We start from the raw sequence: 22,428 nt of genomic DNA on the forward strand, positions 1-22,428 counted from the left end.
CCCTTCTCTTCAGGAGCCATCCTAAGCGACGGTCACGCTCACGGTATGCCAGCCGGTGGCTCCGTCCGGCACCACCGGGGCACTCTCGCCGGTCTGCACCATGCCCTCCGCGTCGATGGCGCGGACCTGGAGCCGGTGCCGGCCTGCCGAGGCGTTCCACCGGTACCGGTACTGCCGCCAGGTATCCGCGGAAATGGGCGCGCCCAGTTCGGCGTCCTGCCAGGGGCCGTCGTCGACCCGCAGCTGCACAGCGCTGATGCCGGTGTGCTGGGACCAGGCCACGCCGCCGATATCCACCTCGCCGGGCTCGAGCCGTGCGCCATTGCGGGGCGTGTCGATTCGCGAACTCATTTTCATCGGTCCCCGGGCGCTCCAGCCCCGGGTGGTCCAGTAGGCGGTCTCGTCCTCGAAGCGGGTCAGTTTCAGTTCGGTGACCCATTTGGTGGCGGAGACGTAGCCGAAGAGCCCGGGCACCACCAGCCGCACCGGGAAACCGTGTTCAAGCGGCAGCGGTTCCCCGTTCATGCCGATGGCCAGCAGCGCATCCCGCTCGTCGGTCAGCACCGCCAGCGGCGTGGAAGCCGTCCAGCCGTCCACACTGCGCGAAAGCACCATGTCCGCCCCGGCCTCCGGGCCAGCCCTGGCCAGCAGCTCGCGGACCGGCCAGCCCAGCCACTTCGCATTGCCGATCAAGTCCCCGCCCACCGGGTTGGAGACGCAGCACAACGTGATGTACCGCTCCGCCAGTTCCTGGCCGGCCAGCTCATCGAAATCCAGCTCCACTTCCTGCTCCACCAGGCCTGTTACCCGCAGCCGCCACTGGTCCACATTGACCACGGGCACCGCGAGTGCGGTGTCGATCCGGTAGAAGTCCGGATTCGGCGTCACGAGCGGCGTGATGCCCGCGACCGGCAGTCTCGCGCTGGCCGGAATCGGTTCCGCCGGATCGGCCGGGGCGGGAAGTTGGAAGGCCTGGCGGAGGCGGGCAGCTCCCTGCTGGGCGCTGCGGATGCTCGTAGCGACGACGGCGGTCAGCGCCGCCGCTGCCGCCGTACCTCCCAGCCGCAACAGGAAGGTGCGGCGGGCCGGGTCTTGCCCCGGACCGGCCGGCGGTGCCTGAGCGGCGGCGGCTTGGACGCAGCGCTGGACCAGGACCCGTAGCGCCACCAGGGCCACCACCCCGGCGGCCACCGGGGCGGCCAGTGCCAACTGTTCGGCCTGCGGGGCGGCCAGCACAGCCACCGCGCCTGCGGCCGCAAAGGCGAGGATGACGGCGCTGCCGGCGTACCGTCGTCGTACTTCGAGCACTCCGGCGAGGCCGCCGAGTGCCGCGATGACCAATGCCATGGCAACGAAGAACGCGGCCTTGTCCGCCGTCCCGAAGACCGTAATCGCCGCGTCCTTCACGACCGGCGGCAACACGTCGATGACGGCCGATCCCACCGCGGTCAGCGGCGAGACGGAAGGGCTGAGGAACGCCGCGGCCAGCTCCCCGGCGGCCGTTCCCAGCAGCGCAGCAGCGGCCCCGGCGGCTGCCGCCCATCGGTTCGGCGCAGAACTGTTCGGTGCCATCGGGCCTCCAGCCTCGCGGGTTTCTCCGGCGGTTGCGGCGGTTGCAGCGGCCGGACGGGTCAGGCGCTCTTGGCCGGATAGATGCTGACCTCCGCCGCCTTGACGGCGAAAAACATGCTGCGCCCCGGGTAGATATCCAATTCCGCCGCCGCGGCAGCCGTGACTTCCGCGGCGAGCTGACCGGCCCGTACCTTTAAGTGTCCGGCGGCCGGCTCCAGATCGTCAACGGTCACCGCCAACACGTTGCGCGGGCTGCCGTGCGGCCGCTCGGCAAAGACGGAGACGGCAGCGGGGCGGAAGGCGGCCACCGCAGACTCCCCCGGTTCCAGCGGCTGGACTGCCGTGCCCGCCACCGGCGATCCTGCGCGAATGCCGGGCTGGCCCTCGCCCGCGAGCAGACCGTCCGCGGCTGCGGTGCCCCCGATGACGTTCAGGCCGGCCAGTTCCGCGGTGAAGGCACTGCGCGGATGCGCGATGAGCTGCTTCGGCGTGCCCTGCTCCACCACGCGGCCGTGTTCCAGGACCAGGACGCGGTCCGCCAGCAGGAGGGCATCGAGAATGTCGTGGGTGACGATGACGGCGCTGCGGCCGGCGAGCACCCGCCGGAGCATGCGCCGGATCACCGGGGCCACGGTGGCATCCAGCGCCGCCAGCGGTTCGTCCAGCAGCAGCAGGTCCGGTTCCGCCGCCAAGGCCCGGGCGATCGCCACCCGCTGGGCCTGCCCGCCGGACAGCTCGGCCGGGCGGCGCGGACTCAGGTGGGTGGCCTCGGCCTCCGCCAGCCATTCCACTGCACGTTTCCGGGCGGCGCGCTTCGGAACTCCCTGGCTGCGCGGGCCGAAGGCGACGTTCTCAAGCGCGCTCAACTGGGGGAAGAGCAGCGCATCCTGGGACAGCAACGCCACGGACCGCCGGTGCGGCGGCAGCACGGTGCCCGTTCCGAACAAGACGCGCCCGTCCAGCACCGCTTCGCCGTGATCGGGCCGGACCAGACCCGCGATGATGGCCAGCACGCTGGACTTCCCGGCGCCGTTCGCCCCCATCAGGGCGACGGTCTCGCCGTCGTTAACCTTGAAGCCGACGTCCAGCTGCCGCTCGGCCAAGGTGGCCCGCAGGGTAAAACTCACCGTCTGGCCCCCTTCCCGAGGCCGGTGCGCCCATACGTCAACGCCACAATGACGACGGCGGCCGCGACCAGCAACATCGAAAGGGCCACGGCGGCGTCCGGATCCGTCTCGCGCTGGAGGTAGATTTCCAGCGGCAGCGTCCGGGTCACGCCGGTCAGGCTGCCGGCAAAGGTCAACGTGGCACCGAATTCGCCCAGTGCCCGCGCGAAGCACAGCACGGTGCCCGACGCCAGCGCGGGCAGCAGCAGCGGTAGCGTCACCCGTCGCAGCACTGTGGCAGGACGGGCGCCCAGGGTGGCTGCGGCCTGCTCGTAGCGGCTGCCCGAGCTCCGCAGCGACGCTTCCACGCTGAGTACCAGGAACGGCAGCGCTACGAAGCTCTGCGCGAGCACAACAGCCGTGGTGGAGAAGGCGATCTGGATCCCCCAAAGCTCTAAGGTGCTGCCCAGCAGGCCCTGGCGTCCGAAGGTATAGAGCAGGGCCATACCCCCGACGACGGGCGGCAGTACCAGCGGCAGCAGCACCACCGCCCGGAGCAGCTTGCGGCCCGGGAAGCTGGAGCGGGCCAGCACCAGTGCCAGCGGCGTGCCCAGCAGCAGGCACACCAGGGTGCTGGCGGTGGCGGTGCGCAGGCTCAGGCCCAGGGCGGCCAGCGCGCCGTCGCTCGTTACCAGCGGCCAGAAACCTGCCCAGTCCACCCGCAGCGCCATGGCAAGCAGCGGCAGCAGCACCAGCACGGTTCCGGCCGCGGCGAAGATGAAGACCGCGGCCGGCAGCCCCGTAGTCCCCTGCTGGCCAGACTGCCGCCCCGCCGGGGGCAGCGGCGTGCCGAGGCCGGCTGTTCCGTCCTGCGCGGGGCGTGTGCCGGCTGGGCCCGTGGTCATGGCCTGCCGAACCCGGCGTCAGTGAGCACACGCTGCCCTTGCTCACCGGTCACATACTCCACGAACTCCCGGGCGAGCTCCTCCCGGCCGGTTCCGGCGGCGCCGGCGGTGACCGCGATCGGGTAGGTCACTGCCGCCTCCCCGGCATGGGGCACGGGTATGGTCCGGACTTCGTTGCCGGCGCGCACGGCGTCGGTCCGGTAGACAAAGCCTGCATCCGCCTCGCCCGCGGTCACTTTCCCGAGGACCGCGGTCACCGAATTTTCCTCGCTGACCGGGGCAAGTCTCACGCCGCCCGCCTCGGCCAGTTCCCGGGCGGCGGCACCACACGGCACCTGCGGGGCGCACAGCACGAGCTTCACGTCCGGCCGTTCCAGGTCTGCCAAGGTTTCGATGCCCGCGGGGTTGGCGGCCGGCACCACCAGGGCCGGTATGTTAGTGGCCAGCTTCTGCACACTGCCGGCTACTCCCCCGGCCTCCTCCACGCGGGCCAGGGTGGCTGCGTCCGCCGACGCGAAGACATCGGCAGGGGCGCCCTCAAGGATCTGGGCGGCCAGGTCGGCCGACCCGGCGAAGTTCAATCGGACTGTGCTGCCCGGCGCCTGGGCCTCGAAGGACTCCGCCAGCGCAGTGAACGGTGCCGCCAGCGACGCAGCCGCATACACCGTGATGGTGCCTTCCGCCGCGCCCCCGGAGCCGCAGGCAGCCAGCCCCATGGTTCCCGCCAGCGCCAGCAGTGTTGCGGCAAGCCGCCGGGGTCTCGCGGCCAGCCGTCCGCCCCGCTGTACCGCCCGCCTCACGGCCGGCCCTTCGCCGGCTGGGCGGCCGGCGTCTGTACGATCACGTTGGTTGCCTTCACCACGGCGGTGGCCACCGAACCTGGTTCCAGCCCCAGCTCGCGGACGGCCTCGGCACTCATCAGCGATACCACCCGGTGCGGGCCGCACTGCAGCTCCACCTGCGCCATCACCTTGTCCATCACCACGGAGGTCACCAGCCCCACAAAGCGGTTCCGGGCCGAACTGCCGGCCGCAGCCTGGTCGGGCGGCAGGGCGGCCTGTTCTTTGGCCAGGGCTGCCAGCTCTGTCCCGGCGACCACGGTACGCCCGGCGGCATCGCGCTGCCCGGTCAGAGTGCCGGCTTCGATCCATCGCCGGACCGTGTCATCACTGACCCCAAGGAAGCGCGCGGCATCCATAACTCGTATTTGCGTCACGAACTCCAGCATAATTCCGCATTTGCGGATTGAACAGGTTCAACGCAGCCGTCCACTGTCCACATGGGGAGACGGGTCTCGGCAAGGCAGCCGGCACTGACGTACCCTCGATACATGAGCGTTAATTTGGGCATGCCGCAGGTCTCGGCCGGCGCCCGCGGCCCTGCTGCCCCGCCCGCGCGTCCGGCAGATGCCGGCCCCGGGCTGATTGATCGTTTCGGCCGCTCCGCGACGGACCTGCGCATCTCGCTGACGGACAAATGCAATCTGCGCTGCACCTACTGCATGCCGGCCGAAGGCCTGGACTGGCTGAACAAGGAGCAGGTCCTCACGGACGCCGAAATCGTCCGGCTGGTGGACATCGCCGTCGACCACCTGGGTGTGCGCGAACTGCGCCTGACCGGCGGTGAGCCCCTTGTGCGCGCCGGCTTGGCCGACATCATCGCCGGGGTCCGGAACAACCATCCGGACCTGCCGGTGTCGCTGACCACCAACGGCCTCGGCCTCGACAAGAAGGCCCGGATCCTCAAAGACGCAGGCCTGAGCCGCATCAACGTATCGATGGATTCGCTGCACCCGGAAACCTTCGCCCAGCTTACCCGCCGGCCCTTCCTTGACCGCGTGCTCAAGGGGATCGAAGAAGCGGACCGGGTGGGTCTCGGCCTGATCAAGATCAACGCGGTGCTGATGCGCGGCATCAACGACCAGGAAGCCCCCGGCCTGCTGGAATGGGCCGTCAGCCACGGCTACGAACTGCGCTTCATCGAACAAATGCCGTTGGACGCCGACCACGGCTGGACCCGGCAGAACATGATTTCGGCCGCGGAGATCCGCGCGCTGCTGGAACAGGAGTTTGTCCTCACCGCGGATCCGCGGCGCCGCGACGGTGCCCCGGCCGAACGGTGGGAAGTACGACGGCGCTCGGCGCCCGACGTCGTAGTCGGCACTGTAGGCATCATCGCCTCGGTCACCGAGCCTTTCTGCGCCGACTGCCGCCGGACCCGGATCACGGCCGAAGGCAAGGTCCGTTCCTGCCTGTTCTCGCATGAGGAAACCGACCTGCGCGACCTGCTCCGCAGCGGCGCCGGGGACGAGGCGGTCGCCGAACGGTGGCGCGAGGCGATGTGGGCCAAACCCCGGGCACACGGGATGGACCATGCCGGGCTGGGCGCCGAGGACTTCGTCCAGCCGGACCGAACCATGAGCGCGATCGGCGGTTGAATTGTTGTTGTTGATCAGGTACTTCGGCGCGGCCCAGGCCGCGGCCGGCGTCGAAGAGGAAAAGGTAGTCCTGCCCGATGGCAGCACTCTGGCAGACGTCCTGGACGTGCTGATCCGGGAGCACCCGGACCCAGGCGCACAGACCAAGGGTGCACCGGCACTGGAGTCGGTGATCGCGCGCAGCAGTTTCCTGCGCAACGAGATCGCTTGCAAGGACCGTTCGGCAGTCCTTGAAGATCAGGACATCATCGACATCCTCCCGCCCTTCGCCGGCGGCTAACCTCCCGCGTCGAAAGTCCAGTCTCTCCAAACAGCGTCCGCTGCAGACTGCTTCAAGCATGAAGGCCCCGTTTCCGGTTACCGGAAACGGGGCCTTCATCGTTGGTGTATGCCGCTGGTGGGGCTATTTGGCCTCGCCTTGCGGCACCTGACGCCCGCGGTGGTGCGAGGAGCCGACCACGTCGCCGGCCTTCCACTCGCTCCATCCCGGCTGGTCCCGCATGAAGGCCTCGATCTCGTCCTTGTTTGCCTTGAGCTCCGGATCATGTTTGAGGTAGTGCCGGGTCTCGCGCACAATCAGGCCGGAGAGAATGAGCAGCCCGACGAGGTTGGGTAGAGCCATCAAGCCATTCATCACGTCGGAGAAATTCCAGACCACGGCCAGTGGGACCGTGCTTCCGATGAAGACGACGATGGAGAACACGACACGGTACGGTGTCACCCCACGGCGGCCGAACAGCCGCTCTACGTTCCGTTCGCCGTAGTACGCCCAGCCAAGAATCGTTGAAAAAGCGAACAAAATCAGGCCCACGGTGACAATCCAGTGCCCCCACTCGCCCGGAAGTCCGTGAGTGAAAGCTTCGCCGGTCATGACCGCTGCCTGGTCACCGCCCAGTTCCCAGACACCGGTAGTGATAATGACCAGGCCGGTGCAGCTGACCACGATGATCGTGTCGATGAAGGTCTGAGTCATGGAGACCAGCCCTTGGCGCACTGGGTGTGTGGTCTGCGCGGCAGCTGCCGCGATCGCGGCGGAACCGAGGCCTGATTCATTGGAGAAAATACCTCGTGCCACACCCATCTGCACCACCAGGATGATTGCGGAACCGGTGAACCCGCCAACAGCTGCCGTTCCAGTGAAGGCATCCGTGAAGATCAGGGCAAAGGCCGCGGGTAGACCTTCAATATTGGCGATCAGGATATAGATGGCGCCAAGTACGTAGAACACGATCATGATCGGGACCAGGCCCGCCGTCACGCGGCCGATGGACTTGATGCCTCCTACGAGCACCAGAAGAGTCAGTACCGCGAGGATGGCTCCCGTAATCCACAGCGGAAGGTTCCAGCTGTTCTCAACATTGGTCGCGATGGCGTTGCCCTGGGTCATGTTGCCGATGCCGAAGGAGGCCAGGAATGCGAAGATGGCGAAGGCGAGGGCCAGAACCTTACCGAAACGGTTTTTGATTCCGCGCTCCAGGTAGTACTGCGGTCCGCCGGATTTTTCTCCGGCATCGTCCGTCGTGCGGAAACGGACGCCCAGGAAAGCCTCCGAGTACTTTGACGCCATCCCCACCATGGCCGTCACCCACATCCAGAACAGCGCGCCGGGGCCGCCGATACCAATAGCTGTGGCGACGCCGACAATGTTGCCGGTGCCCACGGTGGCAGCCAGCGCTGTAGTCAGTGCCTGGAACTGCGAAATATCGCCCTCTGCCCCTGCGTCCTTACGCGTGAACAGTCCAAGCCGGAGTGCCACGCCCAGTTTCAGGAACTGGAGACCACCCAAGCGGATAGTGAGGTACAGACCGGTGCCCAGCAGCAGCGGTATGAGCAGAAATGGACCCCAGACAACCGAACTAACGGCCGATAGAAACTCCGTTATGTCTTCCAAAACATTCTCCAATTGCGGTGCAGGTGCAGGTGTGTGACTGCAGTCACCCACAGCCGGAATCAGTCTAGTACCCCGGGGCAGCCCATTCACATTTCCGGCCCGCCGACAGCCCCGCTACGAGCCATAACGTGCATCGCACAACGCAGAATAGCCATCCGGCTCGTCCCGCAGGTGCAGAAAAATGCAGCGGCCGGGTGCCCGGTTTCTTTCCCGGACACCCGGCCGCCGGGTGGAAATTGCGGAACCTCAGAGACCAAAGTCCGCCGGTGAATCAAACGGACCGACGACGGTTACCGTGCGCGGTGCGGCGGCCAGTTCGGCAGCCAGCGCCTGCACTTCCTCCGGCGTGACGGCGCGGATCCTCGCCAGCGTCTCGTCCGCGTCCAGGAATTCTCCCGAGACAAGTTCCGCGCGTCCTAGCCGCGACATCCGCGACCCGCTGTCTTCTAGCGCCAGGACGATGCCGCCGGACAACTGTCCGACCGCCTTGCGCAGCTCTTCGGCGGTTATTCCGTCCGAGGCCAGCTTGTCCAGCTCGGCACCCAGCAGTTCGATAACCTGCTTGGTCTTCGCCGGAGAGCAGCCCGCGTACATGCCGAAGTAGCCGGCGTCCGCGTAGGACCCCGCGAAGGAGTACGTGGCATAGACAAGCCCGCGCTTTTCCCTGACTTCCTGGAACAGCCTCGACGACATGCCGCCGCCAAGAACCGCGTTGAGGACGCTCATGACGAAGCGCCGTTCGTCGGTGGCGACTATGGATTTACAGCCCATGACGATGTTGGCCTGCTCGACCGGACGGCGGTGGACATGGATGCCCGCCACGGACGTGATGTCCGCGCGCTCGGCGGAGCGGCGCTGCACTGGAGCAGCTCCGGGCTTGAGTACCCAGCCCGCGCCCTCCAGCGCCTGCAGAACCAACCGGCAGACGTCGTCGTGCTCCAATCCTCCAGCTACGGTCACAACCAGCTCATCCGGGCGGTAGTACCGCTGGTAATGGTCCCAGACAGCGGTACGGGGTACGGCCATGATCGCCTCGGGAGTGCCGCCGATCGGGCGCCCCAGGGGGTGGCCGGCCAGGACGGCCTCGACGAACTTCTCATGGCAAACGTCCGAGGGATCGTCATTGTCCATCGCGAGTTCTTCGAGGATGACGTCGCGTTCCTGCTCCAGCTCGCTGTTGTCGAGCACGGCGGAGGTGATCATGTCCGCGATGACGTCGATGGCCATCGGCAGATCGGTATCGAGCACGCGGGCGTAGTAGCAGGTGTTCTCCTTGGCCGTCGCGGCATTGGATTCCCCGCCGACCTCGTCAAAAGCCGACGCGATGTCGAGCGCCGTGCGCCGCTTCGTTCCCTTAAACAGCAGGTGCTCCAGGAAGTGCGTCGAGCCGTGCTGGCCCTCCGCCTCGTCCCGGGAGCCGACGCCGACCCAGAAGCCGATGGTCGCCGAACGCTGTCCGGGCATGGCTTCCGTCAGCACCCGGACTCCGCCGGGGAGCACGGAACGCCGCACAACGGAGCCGCCCGCGTCACCGTGGATCAATGTGGGATCGGATCCGCCGAGATCGGTGGCGTCCGTATGAGCTTCAGTGGCGGACAACGGCAAATGGATACCTCGGGACATAGCGGAACTCCCCGCCGCAGAGTGTGACTCTGCAGCGGGGAGTTCGTTGCCAAATGCTTCAGGCATTTACTCTGCGGAACCTTCCGCGGGCTCCAGGACGTCCTCGGAAGCGCCGTCGCCGGCCGCCTCTTCGGCAACAACCGGAGACAGGGAAAGCTTTCCGCGGTCGTCGATCTTGGTGATCTCGACCTGGACCTTCTGGCCCACGGAGACAACCTCGTCGACATTGTCCACGCGCTTGCCGCCGGCCAGCTTGCGCAGCTCGGAGATGTGCAGCAGGCCGTCCTTGCCCGGTGTCAGGGACACGAAGGCGCCGAACGTGGTGGTCTTGACAACCGTGCCCAGGTAACGCTCGCCGACCTCGGGAACCTGCGGGTTCGCAATGGCGTTGATGGCGGAGCGGGCTGCCTCGGCGGAGCCGCCGTCGGTGGCGCCGATCAGCACGGTGCCGTCATCTTCGATGGAGATGTCCGCGCCGGTGTCCTCCTGGATCTGGTTGATCATCTTGCCCTTCGGGCCGATGACCTCGCCGATCTTGTCCACAGGGATCTTGACCGAGATGATCCGCGGAGCGAACTCGGAAAGCTCGTCCGGGGTATCGATCGCGGCCTCGAGCACGCCCAGGATGTGCAGGCGGGCTTCGCGGGCCTGCTTCAGCGCGGCGGCCAGAACCGAGGCGGGAATGCCGTCCAGCTTGGTGTCGAGCTGGATCGCGGTGACGAACTCGGCAGTACCGGCAACCTTGAAGTCCATGTCGCCGTAGGCATCTTCGGCACCGAGGATGTCGGTCAGCGCGGCGTAGCGGGTTTCCCCGTCGACCTGGTCGGAAACCAGGCCCATGGCGATGCCTGCAACCGGAGCCTTCAACGGCACACCGGCGTTGAGCAGGGACAGCGTCGAGGCGCAGACCGAGCCCATCGAGGTGGAGCCGTTGGAGCTGAGGGCTTCGGAGACCTGGCGGATGGCGTACGGGAACTCTTCACGCGAAGGCAGCACCGGAACCAGGGCACGCTCGGCGAGGGCACCGTGGCCGATTTCGCGGCGCTTCGGCGAACCGACGCGGCCGGTCTCACCGGTGGAGTAGGGCGGGAAGTTGTAGTTGTGCATGTAGCGCTTGCGCGTTACCGGCGACAGCGAATCGATCTGCTGTTCCATCTTGAGCATGTTCAGCGTGGTGACACCCATGATCTGGGTTTCGCCGCGTTCGAAGATGGCCGAACCGTGCACGCGGGGCAGAACCTCTACCTCGGCGGTCAGCGTGCGGATGTCCGTCAGGCCACGACCGTCGATGCGGACCTGGTCCTTCAGGATGCGCTGGCGGACTACCTGCTTGGTGACGGAGTTGAAGGCAGCCGAAACTTCCTTCTCGCGCCCGGCGAACTGGGCTTCCTCGGAACCGCCGAACTGGGCCAGGATCTCTGCCTTGAAGTCGTCGGCAGCATCATTGCGGGTCTGCTTGTCCGCGATCGAGAAGATCTCGGTCAGCTTCGTGGCAGCAGCGGCTTCCACCGCAGCGAACACATCGTCCTCGTAGTCCTTGAAGACCGGGAACTCGACGGTCGGCTTGGCAGCGGCTGCGGCCAGCTGGGCCTGGGCATCGCACAGGGACTTGATGAACGGCTTGGCCGCTTCCAAACCCTCGGCAACAACCTCTTCGGTCGGGGCGGGTGCGCCCTCTTCCTTGATCAGCTGCCAGGCGTTGTCCGTAGCTTCGGCCTCGACCATCATGATGGCGACGTCGTCACCGGCGACACGGCCGGCAACAACCATGCTGAAGACGGCCTTCTCCAGTTCGGTGTGCTTCGGGAAGGCAACCCACTGGCCTTCGATCAGCGCCACGCGCACGCCACCGATCGGGCCGGAGAACGGCAGGCCCGAGAGCTGGGTGGACATGGAGGACGCGTTGATGGCCACGACGTCGTACAGCACGTCCGGGTTGATCGCCAGGACGGTGACAACGATCTGAACCTCGTTGCGCAGGCCCTTCACGAAGGCCGGGCGCAGCGGGCGGTCCATCAGGCGGCAGGCCAGGATAGCTTCCGTGGACGGACGGCCTTCGCGGCGGAAGAACGATCCGGGAATGCGGCCGGCGGCGTACATGCGCTCTTCGACATCCACCGTCAGGGGGAAGAAGTCAAAGCCCTCTCGCGGGGACTTGCCGGCGGTGGTGGCGGACAGCAGTGCGGTGTCTTCGTCGATGTAGACCATCGCCGAGCCTGCGGCCTGCTGTGCAACGCGGCCGGTTTCAAACCGGATAACGCGCTTGCCGAAACGACCATTGTCAATGACCGCTTCCGAGAACTGAATTTCGGGACCCTCCAAGAGAGTCACCTCCGTTTCTGTGGTGTCGGAGGTAACCAGCATCGGCCCAGACTTGCCTGCTTCCCTCGGTGGGAAGCGCCTGCGGCTGGCCATGGGGCCTGTCAACACCCGGTCTTCGATCGAGACCCCCGGGCGGCTGTGCATTGCTGCACCGGCCACTCCCGGAAATCACTACCGAGGACCGCGAATGCTTACGACGCCGGTCACTCCTGTTGTGTAATTATGGTTGCCCACCTGCCGGATCCCGGCCGGTGGCTCTGCGCCAAGCAAAGCGAAGGCGGCTCTTTCCTATGCCCTCAGCAGTTCAGAAAGAGCCGCCTTCACAGCAGACTAGCGGCGCAGGCCGAGACGCTCAATGAGCGTACGGTAGCGCGTGATGTCGGTGTCGCGCAGGTAAGCCAGCATGCGGCGACGACGACCAACCAGGGCCATCAGGCCGCGGCGGGTGTGGTGGTCATGCTTGTGCATCTTCAGGTGTTCCGTCAGGTCCGAGATGCGGCGGGACAGAACTGCAATCTGTACCTCGGGTGAACCCGTATCGCCCTCGTGGGTGGCGTATTCCTTGATGATTTCCTGCTTGATAGCGGCGTCTAATGCCACAATAACTCCTAGAAGTTGTGCCGTGAGGCCCGTTTCAGCACTTCGCTGCCGGGGTCTTCACGCTCGGCCGGGATTGCCGGAACAAGCACAAAGAAATTCAGCCGCCACGGACCGCAGCCGAATTCAGCCCTCAGTTTACCTGTCCGGGAGTTAGTCTGTCGAAAGCAGTGCCCGGGACTGGTCAACGTCGATCTCCATTTGGGCGATCAAAGCCTCCGGCCCGGTGTAGGCGACCATGCCGCGCAGCCGGCGGACGAACTCCACCACGACCTGCTGGCCGTAGAGGTTGAAGTCCCCGTTTGCTTCCTTCGGACGGTCGATGACGTGGGCCTCGACGCGGCGGCTGGCGCCTTCGAACGTCGGATTCGAGCCCACGGAGATAGCGGCCGGCCAGCGCCGGCCCGACTCGTCAAAGAGCCACCCTGCGTAGATGCCGTCGGCGGGGATCAGCCCGCTGGCATCCGGGGAAAGGTTAGCGGTCGGGAAGCCCAGTTCGCGCCCCCGGGCATCCCCATGGACCACCTCGCCGCGCATCCGGTGCAGCCGGCCCATCACCTGGGCGGCCGTCGCCACGTCACCCTCGGCCAGCGCTTCCCGGACCCAGGAGGAGGAGCAGCGCCGACCCCTGAAGAGCGAATCCGGGGCGTCCGGCTGGTCCGAACCGTATTCTTCGATCACGTCGACGGCGAAGCCGAACTGCTCGCCGAGTTCCTGCATGGTGTTCAGGTCACCGGAGTTGCCCTTGCCGAACCGGACGTCGTGGCCAATAACGACGGCGGATGCCCCGAGCGCTTCAACGAAGACTTTGCGGACAAACTCCTCCGGCGTATCGGATGCAAGCTCGAGCGTGTAGGTCATCATGAGCAGTCCATCGATGCCGGTCTCTTCAAGGGCCTCGATGCGGTCCTGCAGCCCCATGATCTGCTGGGGCGCTGCCTCGGGACGGTGGACCTGTGCGGGATGGGGATCAAAGGAGATGGCGACGGCGCTGGCGCTGTGACGTGCGGCAGTCTCCACGAGCTTGGCCAGCACCTGCTGGTGGCCGCGGTGCACGCCGTCGAAATTGCCCAGCGTTACCACTGATGGACCAAAACCGGAGGGTACTTCGGCCAGGTCTTTCCAGTAGTGCACAGCAGGCTCCTCGCATCGTTAGCTATTCATGAGCTGTTCAGTCTCGGCACACCCGGCAAAAATCAGGCGGCGCCGTTGTCCATTATGGACGATCGGGGCGGTATTACCGCATTCGTTCCGGTCGGGGCCGGTGCCGCCAGAGCCACCAGAGTCCGAGCAGCGGCAGAACCAGCGGAATGTAGCCATAGCCTTGCCCGAAGCCGGACCAGACGGTGTCCTCCGGCAGCAAGGCCGGGTCCAGCAGGCTCAGCAGGCCCACTGCAACAACGCCGAGCAGTTCAACGCTGATGGCAACGACAGAGGTCCAGTACCAGCGCACGCCCTTCTTGGCCAAAGCGACGGTGGCCAGGATGTAGACCAGAGCAGCAAAAGCCGAGAGCAGGTAGGCGACCGGTGCCTCGGTGAATTTTGTGGCGATCTGATAGGACGCCCGGGCCGTGGCCGAGATGGCGAAGACGCCGTACACGGCCACAATCAGTCGTCCCGGTCCGGTTGAACGGGAGCCGGTTTCCACCGGTTCTGCCGGGGTTTCCTGAGGGGAAGTCATGCTGTTCTCCGCTTTCATACTGCCAAGGCTCCATCCCAGATCTGCTCCATCCGCACGAGCATCACGAAAATGGTCAGGCCAACCGCGCCCAGGATCAGGTTGCTCCAGCGGGTCCGCTCCAGAATGGACCACCAGAAGGCCGCGATCGGTACCAGCAGGGCGGTAATCCAGTACCCCCAGAACTCCCAGACCTCTCCCGCTACCGCCTCTCCCCCGGCCTGCCGGACGATGGCGGCGATGCCATACACCAGCAGGAAGAGTTCGACGGCGGCTACCGAAAGGATCGTGATGTCATTGGGCGGCTGCTTGATCACCGCAGCGACCACGCAGATCAGTGCGGCGAGAAGGCAGACAACTGCTCCGGCAATGAAAAAACCGTCGACGACCACTAACGCTTACCCTCATCATTCCCGGCGGCGAAGACCAGCAGAGGTCTGGCCGTTTCGCCCTTGTTCTCCAAAAGTGCAACCAAAGTTCCATCCGGGGCAAACGCCGCCACCGGCGCCGGGTCCTGCCCGGCAGAGATCCGTCGTCCATGGGACAGATCGGCTGCTTCGGCGTCGTTCAGTTCACGTGCAGGGAACAGTGCGCGCGCAGCATCATCCAGCTCGAGCATCTGCAGTTCCACTGCCAGTTCCTCCAGCGTTGCTGCGGCTTCGATGCTGTACGGCCCAACCTGCGTTCGCCGGAGGGCCGTCAGGTGCCCGCCCACTCCCAACGCATTGCCGAGGTCCCGCGCCAGGGCGCGGATGTACGTTCCGGACGAGCATTCCACGGTCACGTCCACATCGAGCAGTTTGCCCCCGCGTTCGCGCCGGACATGATGGATGTCGAAACGGCTGACAGTCACCGGCCGGGCAGCGAGTTTCACCTCGTTGCCGGCCCGGACCCGCGCATAGGACCGCTCGCCATTGACCTTGATGGCGGAAACGCTGCTGGGAACCTGCTGGATTTCTCCAGTCAGCGCGGCGACGGCAGCGTGGATCTCCTGCTCGGTGACCGCGGCGGCAATGGTTTCGTTGAGGACTTCACCCTCGGCGTCGTCCGTGACGGTGGACTGGCCGAGCCTGATGGTTGCCGTGTAGGTCTTCGAGGTGCCCACAATGTACGTCAGCAGCCGCGTGGCCCGGTTGATGCCCACCACCAGCACGCCGGTGGCCATCGGGTCCAAGGTACCGGCATGTCCCACTTTTCGGGTCCCCGCCAGCCGCCGCATGCGGCCCACCACGTCATGGCTGGTCCACCCCTGCGGCTTGTCCACGATTATTAGTCCTGAACGGACCGGCCCGGAATTCACGCCTTCCAGTATATGGGGTTGGCTGCCCGGTCCATTCACGCCGTCGACGGCCCCAGAAACCTCAGTACTCCGTTTTGGCATCAAGTTGTTCCCAGCTGCGGAAGGGTTCCTGCGATGTCGGCACCACAATCTGCTCCACCGGCATGAGACTAAGATCTCCCCTGCCCTGGATATAGTCGTAGAAGTCGGCGTCGTCAAAGCCTGCCCGGGCAGCGTCCTGGCGGTCGGCGGCAAAGTACACGTGGTCCAACCGCGACCAGAGAGCGGCGGAGAGGCACAGCGGGCACGGTTCGCAACTGCTGTAGAGGGAGCAGCCGGCGAGATTGAAGGTTCCAAGTTCGCTGCAGGCATGGCGGATTGCCACTACTTCCGCATGCGCCGTCGGATCATTGTTCGCAGTCACGCGGTTGCTGCCCTCGAAGATTCTTCCGTCGGGGGCCACCACGATCGCGCCGAAGGGCCCGCCTTCGGCACCGACGTTGCGCACGGCCAGGGCTACCGTCCGGGCGAGATACCCGGCTACGCGATCAGCATCGTTTTCCATGGTTTCCTTTAATCCTTTGATCGTTGACAGTGGGATAACGCAGGACTACCTTGACCCTACTGCTACCAGGGCAGCATCCGTTGGGGAGCACCGAGGGCCGCCGGTGCTGTTGCCTCATAGGCATTAACATCTTCATCCAACAGGCCCCGCCCGTGCCTGCCGGGGCACGCCTGCCGGCCATGCACAGGAGCAATAGCTGTGAAAAACACCAAGTTAAGCATCGCCTTGCCCATCGCCCTTGGAATGGCTCTGACTTCCGGGATCGCCACAGCCAGCGCGTCGCACCGCGATGATCCCCGTCCGCGCCACGTCGAAACTCTCACCGTCGATCCCCCGCTGTTCTCGCCGTTGAGCCTGGCTACCGGCAGGGGGAACGCCGAGGTCTATGTCACGCAGAACTTCGCCGGCACCCTTGACCGCATCACGGAGGACGGGGACCTGCGCAATGTCTACAAGGCGGCAAAGAAGGGAACGGAAGTCGGCGCGGTCTCGCGCTTCCGCGACACCTTGTATTTCATGGAGGGTACCGGTGCGGGCGAACACGATCCTGCGCCGAACGTCCAAGTCATCAAGTCCCGGTCCGATAACGGCAGGGTCCGCGACATCGCCGATGTTGCCAAACATGAGGCTAAGCATAATCCGGACGGGAAGGTGACCTACGGTTTCCGCCACGTCGACAGCAAGAGCTGCCTCGGCCAGATCAAGATGCCCATGGACCGGCCCGACAAGTACAAAGGAGGCGTGGATTCGCACGCCTATGCCACCGCGGTAAGCCGGCGCAGCATCTTTGTCGCCGATGCCGGCGCCAACGCGATCTTCAGGATCAACAAAGACTCTGAACGAGTAAGGACCGTTGCGGTACTTCCCGCCACCAGGGTCAAAATCACCAAGGAGCTGGCCCGGGAGAAGAAACTGCCGGACTGCGTGGTCGGTGAACGCCTTTATCTTGAACCGGTACCAACCGACGTCGAAATCGGCGACGACGGCTGGCTGTACGTCAGCACGCTGCCCGGCGGGGCCGAAGACACCAGCTGGGGCGAGCTCGGAGCCGTCTACAAGGTCCATCCGAGGACGGGAAAAACCGTCGAAATAGCGGATGGATTCGCCGGTGCCACCGGACTGGCGCTGAGCAGCCGAGGGGACATTTACGTGGCCGAGATGTTCGGCGGCAAGATCTCCGTCGTCAAGGACGACAGCGACAGAGTGCGTACCTTCCTCAAAACCAAGGTCCCGGGAGCGGTGGAGATCGAGGGCCGGACTCTGTACGCCACCGTGAACGCTGCACCGCAGATGCCTGCGGCCGGGCAGGTGATCAAGGTCCGTCTCCGGTAACCGTCGGCAGAAAGCAGAAAGCGGCAGACCCATGGTCTGCCGCTTTCTGCACTGCCGATCGGCCGAGGCTACTTGGCTGCCTCGTCCGGTTCGTCGGTGAAGCCTTCTACGTCTTCGTCGTCCTCGTCGTCCTTGCGGTAAGGATCGGACTCGCCGGCGAAAACTGCACCCTCTGCCAGGGCAGCAACTTCGGCATCGCGGGCCTTGGCTGCCCGCAGCAGTTCCTCGAGATGACTGGCGTTGACCGGAATTTCGTCAGGGACGAACTCCAGGGTCGGGGTCAGCCGTACCGTGATGTTCTTGCCAACCTCGGAGCGCAGGACTCCCTTGGCGGACTCCAGCGCCTTGCGGGTGTCCGCCTGCTGGGTCTCGTCGCCGAAGACGGTGTAGTAAAGCGTGGCGTGCTGCAAGTCGTTGGTGACACGGGCGTCCGTAATGGTGACAAAACCGAGCCGCGGGTCCTTGACCCGGCGCTCCAGCGCTTGTGCAACCACAACTTTAATCCGGTCTGCCAGTTTTGCGGCGCGTGCTGGATCGGCCATAGCCCCTCCTCATGGTGTGTTGGTGAAGGTGCAGGCGCCCGGCGGTTGTGACCGCCGGGCGCCTGCATCGGAGATTACTTAGGCGCGCGGCTTCTCGCGCATCTCGAAGGTCTCGATCATGTCGCCTTCCTTCAGGTCGTTGAACGACCCCAGGCCGATACCGCACTCGAAGCCCTCGCGGACCTCGGTGGCGTCATCCTTGAACCGCTTCAGCGAGTCAACGCTGAGGTTGTCGCCGATGATCTTGCCATCGCGGCTAACACGGGCCTTGGTATTACGCCGGATGATGCCGGAGCGGACGATGGAACCTGCGATGTTTCCGTGCTTGGAAGAGCGGAAGATCTCGCGGATTTCAGCCGTTCCAAGCTGGAACTCTTCGTATTCCGGCTTGAGCATGCCCTTGAGGGCCAGCTCGATATCGTCGATGGCTGCGTAGATGACCGAGTAGAAGCGCATGTCCACGCCCTCGCGGTCAGCCAATTCAGCCACACGCTCGGCGGGCTTGACGTTGAACCCGATGATGATCGCGTTGTCGACCGTCGCCAAGTTGACGTCGTTCTGCGTGATGGCACCGACACCGCGGTGGATGACGCGCAGCTGCACACCTTCGCCAACATCGATCTTGAGCAGCGAGTCTTCCAGAGCTTCAACCGCACCGGAAACGTCACCCTTGAGGATGAGGTTGAGGGTATCAACCTTGCCCTCGGCCACAGCCTTGTCGAAGTCTTCAAGGCTGATGCGCTTGCGGCGCTTGGCCAGGGCGGCGTTGCGGTCCGCAGCCTCACGCTTCTCAGCGATCTGGCGGGCGGTCCGCTCGTCGTCGGTAACCAGGAAGGTGTCGCCGGCACGCGGCACGGTCGACAGACCCAGTACCTGGACCGGACGGGACGGCTCCGCGGCTTCGACCGTGTCGCCGTTCTCGTTGAACATGGCGCGGACGCGGCCGTGGGCAATACCGGCAACGATCGTGTCGCCGACATGCAGCGTACCGGACTGGACCAGCACGGTTGCCACCGCACCACGGCCCTTGTCCAGGTTCGCTTCGATGGCGATACCGCGGGCGTCCTTGTTCGGGTTGGCACGCAGGTCCAGTGCAGCGTCTGCAGTCAGCAGCACGGCCGAGAGCAGATCGTCGATGTTCAGGGTCTGACGCGCAGAGACGTCCACGAACATCGTGTCGCCGCCGTACTCCTCCGGAACCAGACCGTATTCGGTCAGCTGGCCGCGGATCTTCTCCGGGTTGGCGCCTTCCTTGTCGATCTTGTTCACGGCCACGACGATCGGCACATTGGCCGCCTGGGCGTGGTTGAGCGCCTCGATGGTCTGCGGCATGACGCCGTCATCGGCTGCGACGACCAGGATGGCGATGTCGGTGACCTTCGCACCACGGGCACGCATGGCGGTGAACGCCTCGTGGCCCGGAGTATCGATGAAGGTGATCCGGCGATCGCGTCCGTCATGCTCGACGCCGATCTGGTAGGCACCAATGTGCTGGGTAATGCCGCCGTGCTCGCCTTCAACAACCTTGGTGTTGCGGATGGCATCGAGCAGTCGGGTCTTACCGTGGTCAACGTGGCCCATGACAGTGACAACGGCCGCACGCTTCTCCAACTCTGCATCGCCCTCAGCCTCAAGTTCGGCATCGAGGTCGATGTCGAAGGAGTCCAGCAGCTCGCGCTCTTCGTCCTCGGGGGAAACAACCTGGATCTTGTAGCCCAGTTCCTCACCCAGCAGTTCGAAGGTTTCCTCGTCCAGAGACTGGGTAGCCGTAGCCATTTCACCGAGGTGGAACAGCACGGTGACCAGTGCAGCCGGGTTGGCCTCGATCTTGTCGGCAAAGTCCGTGATCGAAGAACCACGGCGCAGGCGCACAACGGTCTTGCCGTCGCCGCGGGGTACGCTCACGCCACCCAGCGACGGAGCACTCATCTGCTCCAGCTCCTGGCGCTTGGCGCGCTTGGACTTGCGCTGCTTGCCGCGGCCGGCGCCTCCCTTACCGAAAGCACCCTGGGTTCCGCCGCGTCCGCGGCCACCCTTGCCGAAGCCGCCGCCGGCGGGAGCACCGCCACCGGGGCCACCGGTACCCGGACGGCCGGGAGCACCCGGACGGCCTGGAGCACCGCCGCGGCCGGCAGGTGCCGGACGCTCGGTACGGTTGGGCATCATGCCCGGAGTCGGACGTGCGCCGCCCGGACCGCCGCCGGGACCGCCACCCGGACGCGGAGCACCCGGACGCGGAGCACCGGGGCGCGGGGCACCCGGACGGGGTGCACCCGGACGCGGAGCACCGGGACGGGGACCGCCCTGGCCTGCAGCCGGACGCGGTCCGCCCTGTCCTGCTGCCGCCGGACGGGGAGCCCCGTCACGGCCGCCGCGGGGCATGCCCTGCGAGGTTGCAAAAGGATTGTTTCCCGGACGCGGTGCACGCTCGCCATCACGCTCGCGGTCGCCACGGGCGCCGCGGGGCATGCCCTGCGAGGTTGCAAACGGGTTGTTGCCGGGGCGGGGGGCGCCACCGGCACGGGTGCCGCCTGGACGCGGAGCAGCGGCGGCGGGCTTGGCGGGCGCCGCTGCGCCCGGCTTCGCCGGTGCCGGTGTATCGGACGTGGCAGCCGGAGCCGCAGGCGCGGCCGGGGCCTGAGCCTGGGGAGCCGGTGCCGCTGGTGCAGCCGGAGCCTGGGCAGCCGGAGCCGGAGCCTGGGCAGCCGGAGCTGCAGGCGCACTGGGTGCGGCCGGCTGTGCGGCAGCTGGCTTCGCTTCGGTTTTGGGCCCGGGCGTCGGGGCACCCGCCGGCTTCGGTGCAGCCTTGGCTGCCGGAGCGGGGGAAGCATTCTTCGCCGGAGCGGCGGGGTAGGCGTCGCGAAGCTTCTTCACGACGGGCGCCTCAATGGTGGATGAGGCGGACCGGACGAATTCGCCCAGTTCCTGCAGTTTTGCTACTGCATCTTTCGAGGTAATACCGAGCTCTTTTGCGAGCTCGTGTACGCGGACCTTGGCCACATTTCTCCTGTCTCGGTCCGCACCGAGCCAGGCACGAACCGTCTATTTCTTGCTGCGGCCTTCTGCGCCGTGCGGAACGCACATCGCACTCAGACCGTGGGCAGCGCACAACAGATAAGTCATCGTTGGGCACTCATCACTTGGCACTCATCGGGTTTCCATCAGTTTTCTGACCCGCTTTCAGGTTGGACGGTTGGTGTGATCCGGACACGTTTTCCGCGGCCGGATCAAGTGCTTGGAAGTAACCTTCCACGGCACGGCTATCAACTTTACCCTTAAAGGCCCTGTTGAAGGCACGCCGCTTCACAGCCATTGCCAGGCATTCGGGTTGGGGATGCAGCCAAGCACCCCGCCCGGGCAGGCGCCGGAATTGATCCACGACGACAGTGCTGGCACCGTCTGCCGTGACCAAGCGCAGCAAACCGGCCTGGTCATCCCGACGGCGGCAACCCACACAGGTGCGCTGCGGCGAAGCCGCAGCGGTGCCCTGCTGGCGGGAATCATGCCCGCCGGGCTGGAAGTCGGAAGACCGGACCATGTTTATTCTAGCGCTTTCCCTAGCCAGTCTACGAACCGGAGCCGTTGTTGCAGTGCCGGCGGCTACTGCTGGACCGCCACAGCATCGGACACAATGTCGATCCGCCAGCCGGTGAGCTTGGCAGCCAAACGGGCATTCTGGCCCTCTTTACCGATGGCCAGGGACAGCTGGTAGTCCGGCACGACCACGCGGGCGGCACGCAGATCCGGATCCGTAATGGTGACCGAAGACACGCGCGAGGGAGAGAGGGCATTGCCGATAAACGTTGCCGGGTCTTCGCTGAAGTCCACGATGTCGATCTTCTCATCGTGCAGTTCGGTCATGACGGCGCGCACGCGGGAACCCATCTCGCCAATGCAGGCGCCCTTGGCGTTGAGGCCGGGAATGTTGGCCTTCACAGCAATCTTGGTGCGGTGGCCCGCCTCGCGCGCCAGCGCCACGATCTCGACGCTGTTGTCCGCGATCTCCGGGACTTCCAGTTCGAAGAGTTTGCGGACCAGGCCCGGGTGCGAGCGGGAAAGCGTGATCGAGGGACCCTTCATGCCGCGGTGCACATCCACCACAAAGGCACGCAAGCGGGCGCCATGCGGGTACTTCTCCCCCGGCACCTGTTCCGGCGGCGGCAGCAGTGCCTCGACGGTGCCGAGGTCTACCTGGACCATGTTGGGATTGTGGCCTTGCTGGATCAACCCGGAGACGAGCTCGCCTTCCTTGCCGCGGAAAATGCCGAGCACGTTGTCATCCTCGGCGTCCCGCAGGCGCTGCAGAATGATCTGGCGCGCGGTGGAAGCCGCTATGCGGCCGAACCCGCTCGGGGTGTCGTCGAACTCGCCGACAACGGTGCCGTCCTCGTCCATTTCCGCGGCCCAGATGGTCACATGGCCGCTCTTGCGGTCCAGCTCGGCGCGAGCCTTATCGATCGAACCCGGCGTCTTGTGGTACGCCACCAGCAACGCCTGCTCAATCGTGGGAATGAGCAGGTCCAGGGGGATTTCGCGTTCACGTTCCAGGAACCGCAGGGCGCTCATGTCGATATCCATG

21 protein-coding genes are annotated in these 22,428 nt (G+C 65.7%); 3 read left to right on the plus strand and 18 right to left on the minus strand.

Annotation, left to right across the window (positions count from 1 at the left end; all coding sequences use genetic code 11):
• Positions 1–21 precede the first annotated feature (21 nt).
• The 5 genes from B0G38_RS13655 to B0G38_RS13675 are packed head-to-tail and all read right to left on the minus strand — an operon-like array spanning position 22 to position 4,799.
• Entirely contained in the window at positions 22–1,572 is a 1,551-nt protein-coding gene (locus B0G38_RS13655) for a molybdopterin-dependent oxidoreductase (protein WP_264669914.1), read from the minus strand.
• 59 nt (positions 1,573–1,631) lie between these two features.
• Positions 1,632–2,699: a sulfate/molybdate ABC transporter ATP-binding protein gene (locus tag B0G38_RS13660; protein ID WP_264669915.1), complete on the minus strand. Its 1,068-nt coding sequence runs from the start codon at positions 2,697–2,699 to the stop codon at positions 1,632–1,634.
• On the minus strand, positions 2,696–3,583 hold the full coding sequence (locus B0G38_RS13665; RefSeq protein WP_264669916.1) for an ABC transporter permease: 888 nt from the start codon (positions 3,581–3,583) through the stop codon (positions 2,696–2,698). Before B0G38_RS13665 ends, B0G38_RS13660 begins: the two co-directional genes overlap by 4 nt.
• Positions 3,580–4,383 (minus strand): molybdate ABC transporter substrate-binding protein, encoded by an 804-nt coding sequence (gene modA, locus B0G38_RS13670; RefSeq protein ID WP_264669917.1) that lies wholly within the window; start codon positions 4,381–4,383, stop codon positions 3,580–3,582. Before modA ends, B0G38_RS13665 begins: the two co-directional genes overlap by 4 nt.
• Positions 4,380–4,799, minus strand: a complete 420-nt coding sequence (locus B0G38_RS13675; protein ID WP_264669918.1) for a TOBE domain-containing protein — start codon at positions 4,797–4,799, stop codon at positions 4,380–4,382. Before B0G38_RS13675 ends, modA begins: the two co-directional genes overlap by 4 nt.
• Positions 4,800–4,913: 114 nt before the next feature.
• On the opposite strand from B0G38_RS13675, the gene moaA reads away from it, so the two are divergent.
• Both moaA and B0G38_RS13685 read left to right on the plus strand, forming a co-directional pair.
• Positions 4,914–6,020: a GTP 3',8-cyclase MoaA gene (moaA, locus tag B0G38_RS13680; RefSeq protein WP_264669919.1), complete on the plus strand. Its 1,107-nt coding sequence runs from the start codon at positions 4,914–4,916 to the stop codon at positions 6,018–6,020.
• A 7-nt stretch (positions 6,021–6,027) separates the two neighbouring features.
• Positions 6,028–6,300 carry a MoaD/ThiS family protein gene (locus tag B0G38_RS13685; RefSeq protein WP_264669975.1) on the plus strand — a complete coding sequence of 91 codons (273 nt, stop codon included), beginning with the start codon at positions 6,028–6,030 and terminating at the stop codon, positions 6,298–6,300.
• Between the two features lie 123 nt (positions 6,301–6,423).
• Here B0G38_RS13685 and B0G38_RS13690 read toward each other — a convergent pair whose 3' ends face one another.
• The 9 genes from B0G38_RS13690 to B0G38_RS13730 form a co-directional block, all read right to left on the minus strand.
• Entirely contained in the window at positions 6,424–7,911 is a 1,488-nt protein-coding gene (locus B0G38_RS13690; RefSeq protein WP_264669920.1) for an alanine/glycine:cation symporter family protein, read from the minus strand.
• Between the two features lie 246 nt (positions 7,912–8,157).
• Positions 8,158–9,534: a M16 family metallopeptidase gene (locus B0G38_RS13695; protein ID WP_268019777.1), complete on the minus strand. Its 1,377-nt coding sequence runs from the start codon at positions 9,532–9,534 to the stop codon at positions 8,158–8,160.
• 66 nt (positions 9,535–9,600) lie between these two features.
• Positions 9,601–11,856 carry a polyribonucleotide nucleotidyltransferase gene (locus tag B0G38_RS13700; protein ID WP_264669976.1) on the minus strand — a complete coding sequence of 752 codons (2,256 nt, stop codon included), beginning with the start codon at positions 11,854–11,856 and terminating at the stop codon, positions 9,601–9,603.
• A gap of 330 nt (positions 11,857–12,186) precedes the next feature.
• Complete coding sequence (rpsO, locus tag B0G38_RS13705; RefSeq protein WP_264669922.1) at positions 12,187–12,456, minus strand: 30S ribosomal protein S15; 270 nt, start codon at positions 12,454–12,456, stop codon at positions 12,187–12,189.
• Positions 12,457–12,606: 150 nt separating this feature from the next.
• Complete coding sequence (locus B0G38_RS13710; protein WP_264669923.1) at positions 12,607–13,587, minus strand: bifunctional riboflavin kinase/FAD synthetase; 981 nt, start codon at positions 13,585–13,587, stop codon at positions 12,607–12,609.
• A gap of 103 nt (positions 13,588–13,690) precedes the next feature.
• On the minus strand, positions 13,691–14,134 hold the full coding sequence (locus tag B0G38_RS13715; protein ID WP_264669924.1) for a hypothetical protein: 444 nt from the start codon (positions 14,132–14,134) through the stop codon (positions 13,691–13,693).
• Positions 14,135–14,148: 14 nt separating this feature from the next.
• Entirely contained in the window at positions 14,149–14,523 is a 375-nt protein-coding gene (locus tag B0G38_RS13720; RefSeq protein ID WP_264669925.1) for a hypothetical protein, read from the minus strand.
• Positions 14,523–15,398: a tRNA pseudouridine(55) synthase TruB gene (gene truB / locus B0G38_RS13725; RefSeq protein WP_264669977.1), complete on the minus strand. Its 876-nt coding sequence runs from the start codon at positions 15,396–15,398 to the stop codon at positions 14,523–14,525. Before truB ends, B0G38_RS13720 begins: the two co-directional genes overlap by 1 nt.
• Before the next feature lie 94 nt (positions 15,399–15,492).
• On the minus strand, positions 15,493–15,975 hold the full coding sequence (locus B0G38_RS13730; protein ID WP_264669926.1) for a nucleoside deaminase: 483 nt from the start codon (positions 15,973–15,975) through the stop codon (positions 15,493–15,495).
• Between the two features lie 198 nt (positions 15,976–16,173).
• On the opposite strand from B0G38_RS13730, the gene B0G38_RS13735 reads away from it, so the two are divergent.
• Positions 16,174–17,307, plus strand: a complete 1,134-nt coding sequence (locus B0G38_RS13735) for a ScyD/ScyE family protein (protein ID WP_264669927.1) — start codon at positions 16,174–16,176, stop codon at positions 17,305–17,307.
• Between the two features lie 68 nt (positions 17,308–17,375).
• On the opposite strand, the gene rbfA is transcribed toward B0G38_RS13735, so the two are convergent.
• From rbfA to nusA, 4 genes are all read right to left on the minus strand, one after another.
• Positions 17,376–17,849: a 30S ribosome-binding factor RbfA gene (gene rbfA, locus B0G38_RS13740; RefSeq protein ID WP_264669928.1), complete on the minus strand. Its 474-nt coding sequence runs from the start codon at positions 17,847–17,849 to the stop codon at positions 17,376–17,378.
• Positions 17,850–17,927: 78 nt separating this feature from the next.
• Positions 17,928–20,849, minus strand: a complete 2,922-nt coding sequence (gene infB / locus B0G38_RS13745) for a translation initiation factor IF-2 (RefSeq protein ID WP_264669929.1) — start codon at positions 20,847–20,849, stop codon at positions 17,928–17,930.
• A 136-nt stretch (positions 20,850–20,985) separates the two neighbouring features.
• Complete coding sequence (locus tag B0G38_RS13750) at positions 20,986–21,387, minus strand: YlxR family protein (RefSeq protein ID WP_319801248.1); 402 nt, start codon at positions 21,385–21,387, stop codon at positions 20,986–20,988.
• Between the two features lie 62 nt (positions 21,388–21,449).
• Complete coding sequence (gene nusA / locus B0G38_RS13755) at positions 21,450–22,427, minus strand: transcription termination factor NusA (RefSeq protein WP_264669930.1); 978 nt, start codon at positions 22,425–22,427, stop codon at positions 21,450–21,452.
• Position 22,428: the final 1 nt, after the last annotated feature.

It is taken from the genome of Crystallibacter permensis (genome assembly GCF_025960875.1).
GTDB lineage: Bacteria > Actinomycetota > Actinomycetes > Actinomycetales > Micrococcaceae > Crystallibacter > Crystallibacter permensis.

Coding starts and splice junctions, on each gene's coding strand:
- B0G38_RS13730 (WP_264669926.1), bottom strand. CDS start 15,975: ATGGAAAACGATGCTGATCGCGTAGCCGGGTATCTCGCCCGGACGGTA.
- moaA (WP_264669919.1), top strand. CDS start 4,914: ATGAGCGTTAATTTGGGCATGCCGCAGGTCTCGGCCGGCGCCCGCGGC.
- B0G38_RS13695 (WP_268019777.1), bottom strand. CDS start 9,534: ATGTCCCGAGGTATCCATTTGCCGTTGTCCGCCACTGAAGCTCATACG.
- nusA (WP_264669930.1), bottom strand. CDS start 22,427: ATGGATATCGACATGAGCGCCCTGCGGTTCCTGGAACGTGAACGCGAA.
- B0G38_RS13655 (WP_264669914.1), bottom strand. CDS start 1,572: ATGGCACCGAACAGTTCTGCGCCGAACCGATGGGCGGCAGCCGCCGGG.
- B0G38_RS13665 (WP_264669916.1), bottom strand. CDS start 3,583: ATGACCACGGGCCCAGCCGGCACACGCCCCGCGCAGGACGGAACAGCC.
- rbfA (WP_264669928.1), bottom strand. CDS start 17,849: ATGGCCGATCCAGCACGCGCCGCAAAACTGGCAGACCGGATTAAAGTT.
- B0G38_RS13750 (WP_319801248.1), bottom strand. CDS start 21,387: ATGGTCCGGTCTTCCGACTTCCAGCCCGGCGGGCATGATTCCCGCCAG.
- B0G38_RS13715 (WP_264669924.1), bottom strand. CDS start 14,134: ATGACTTCCCCTCAGGAAACCCCGGCAGAACCGGTGGAAACCGGCTCC.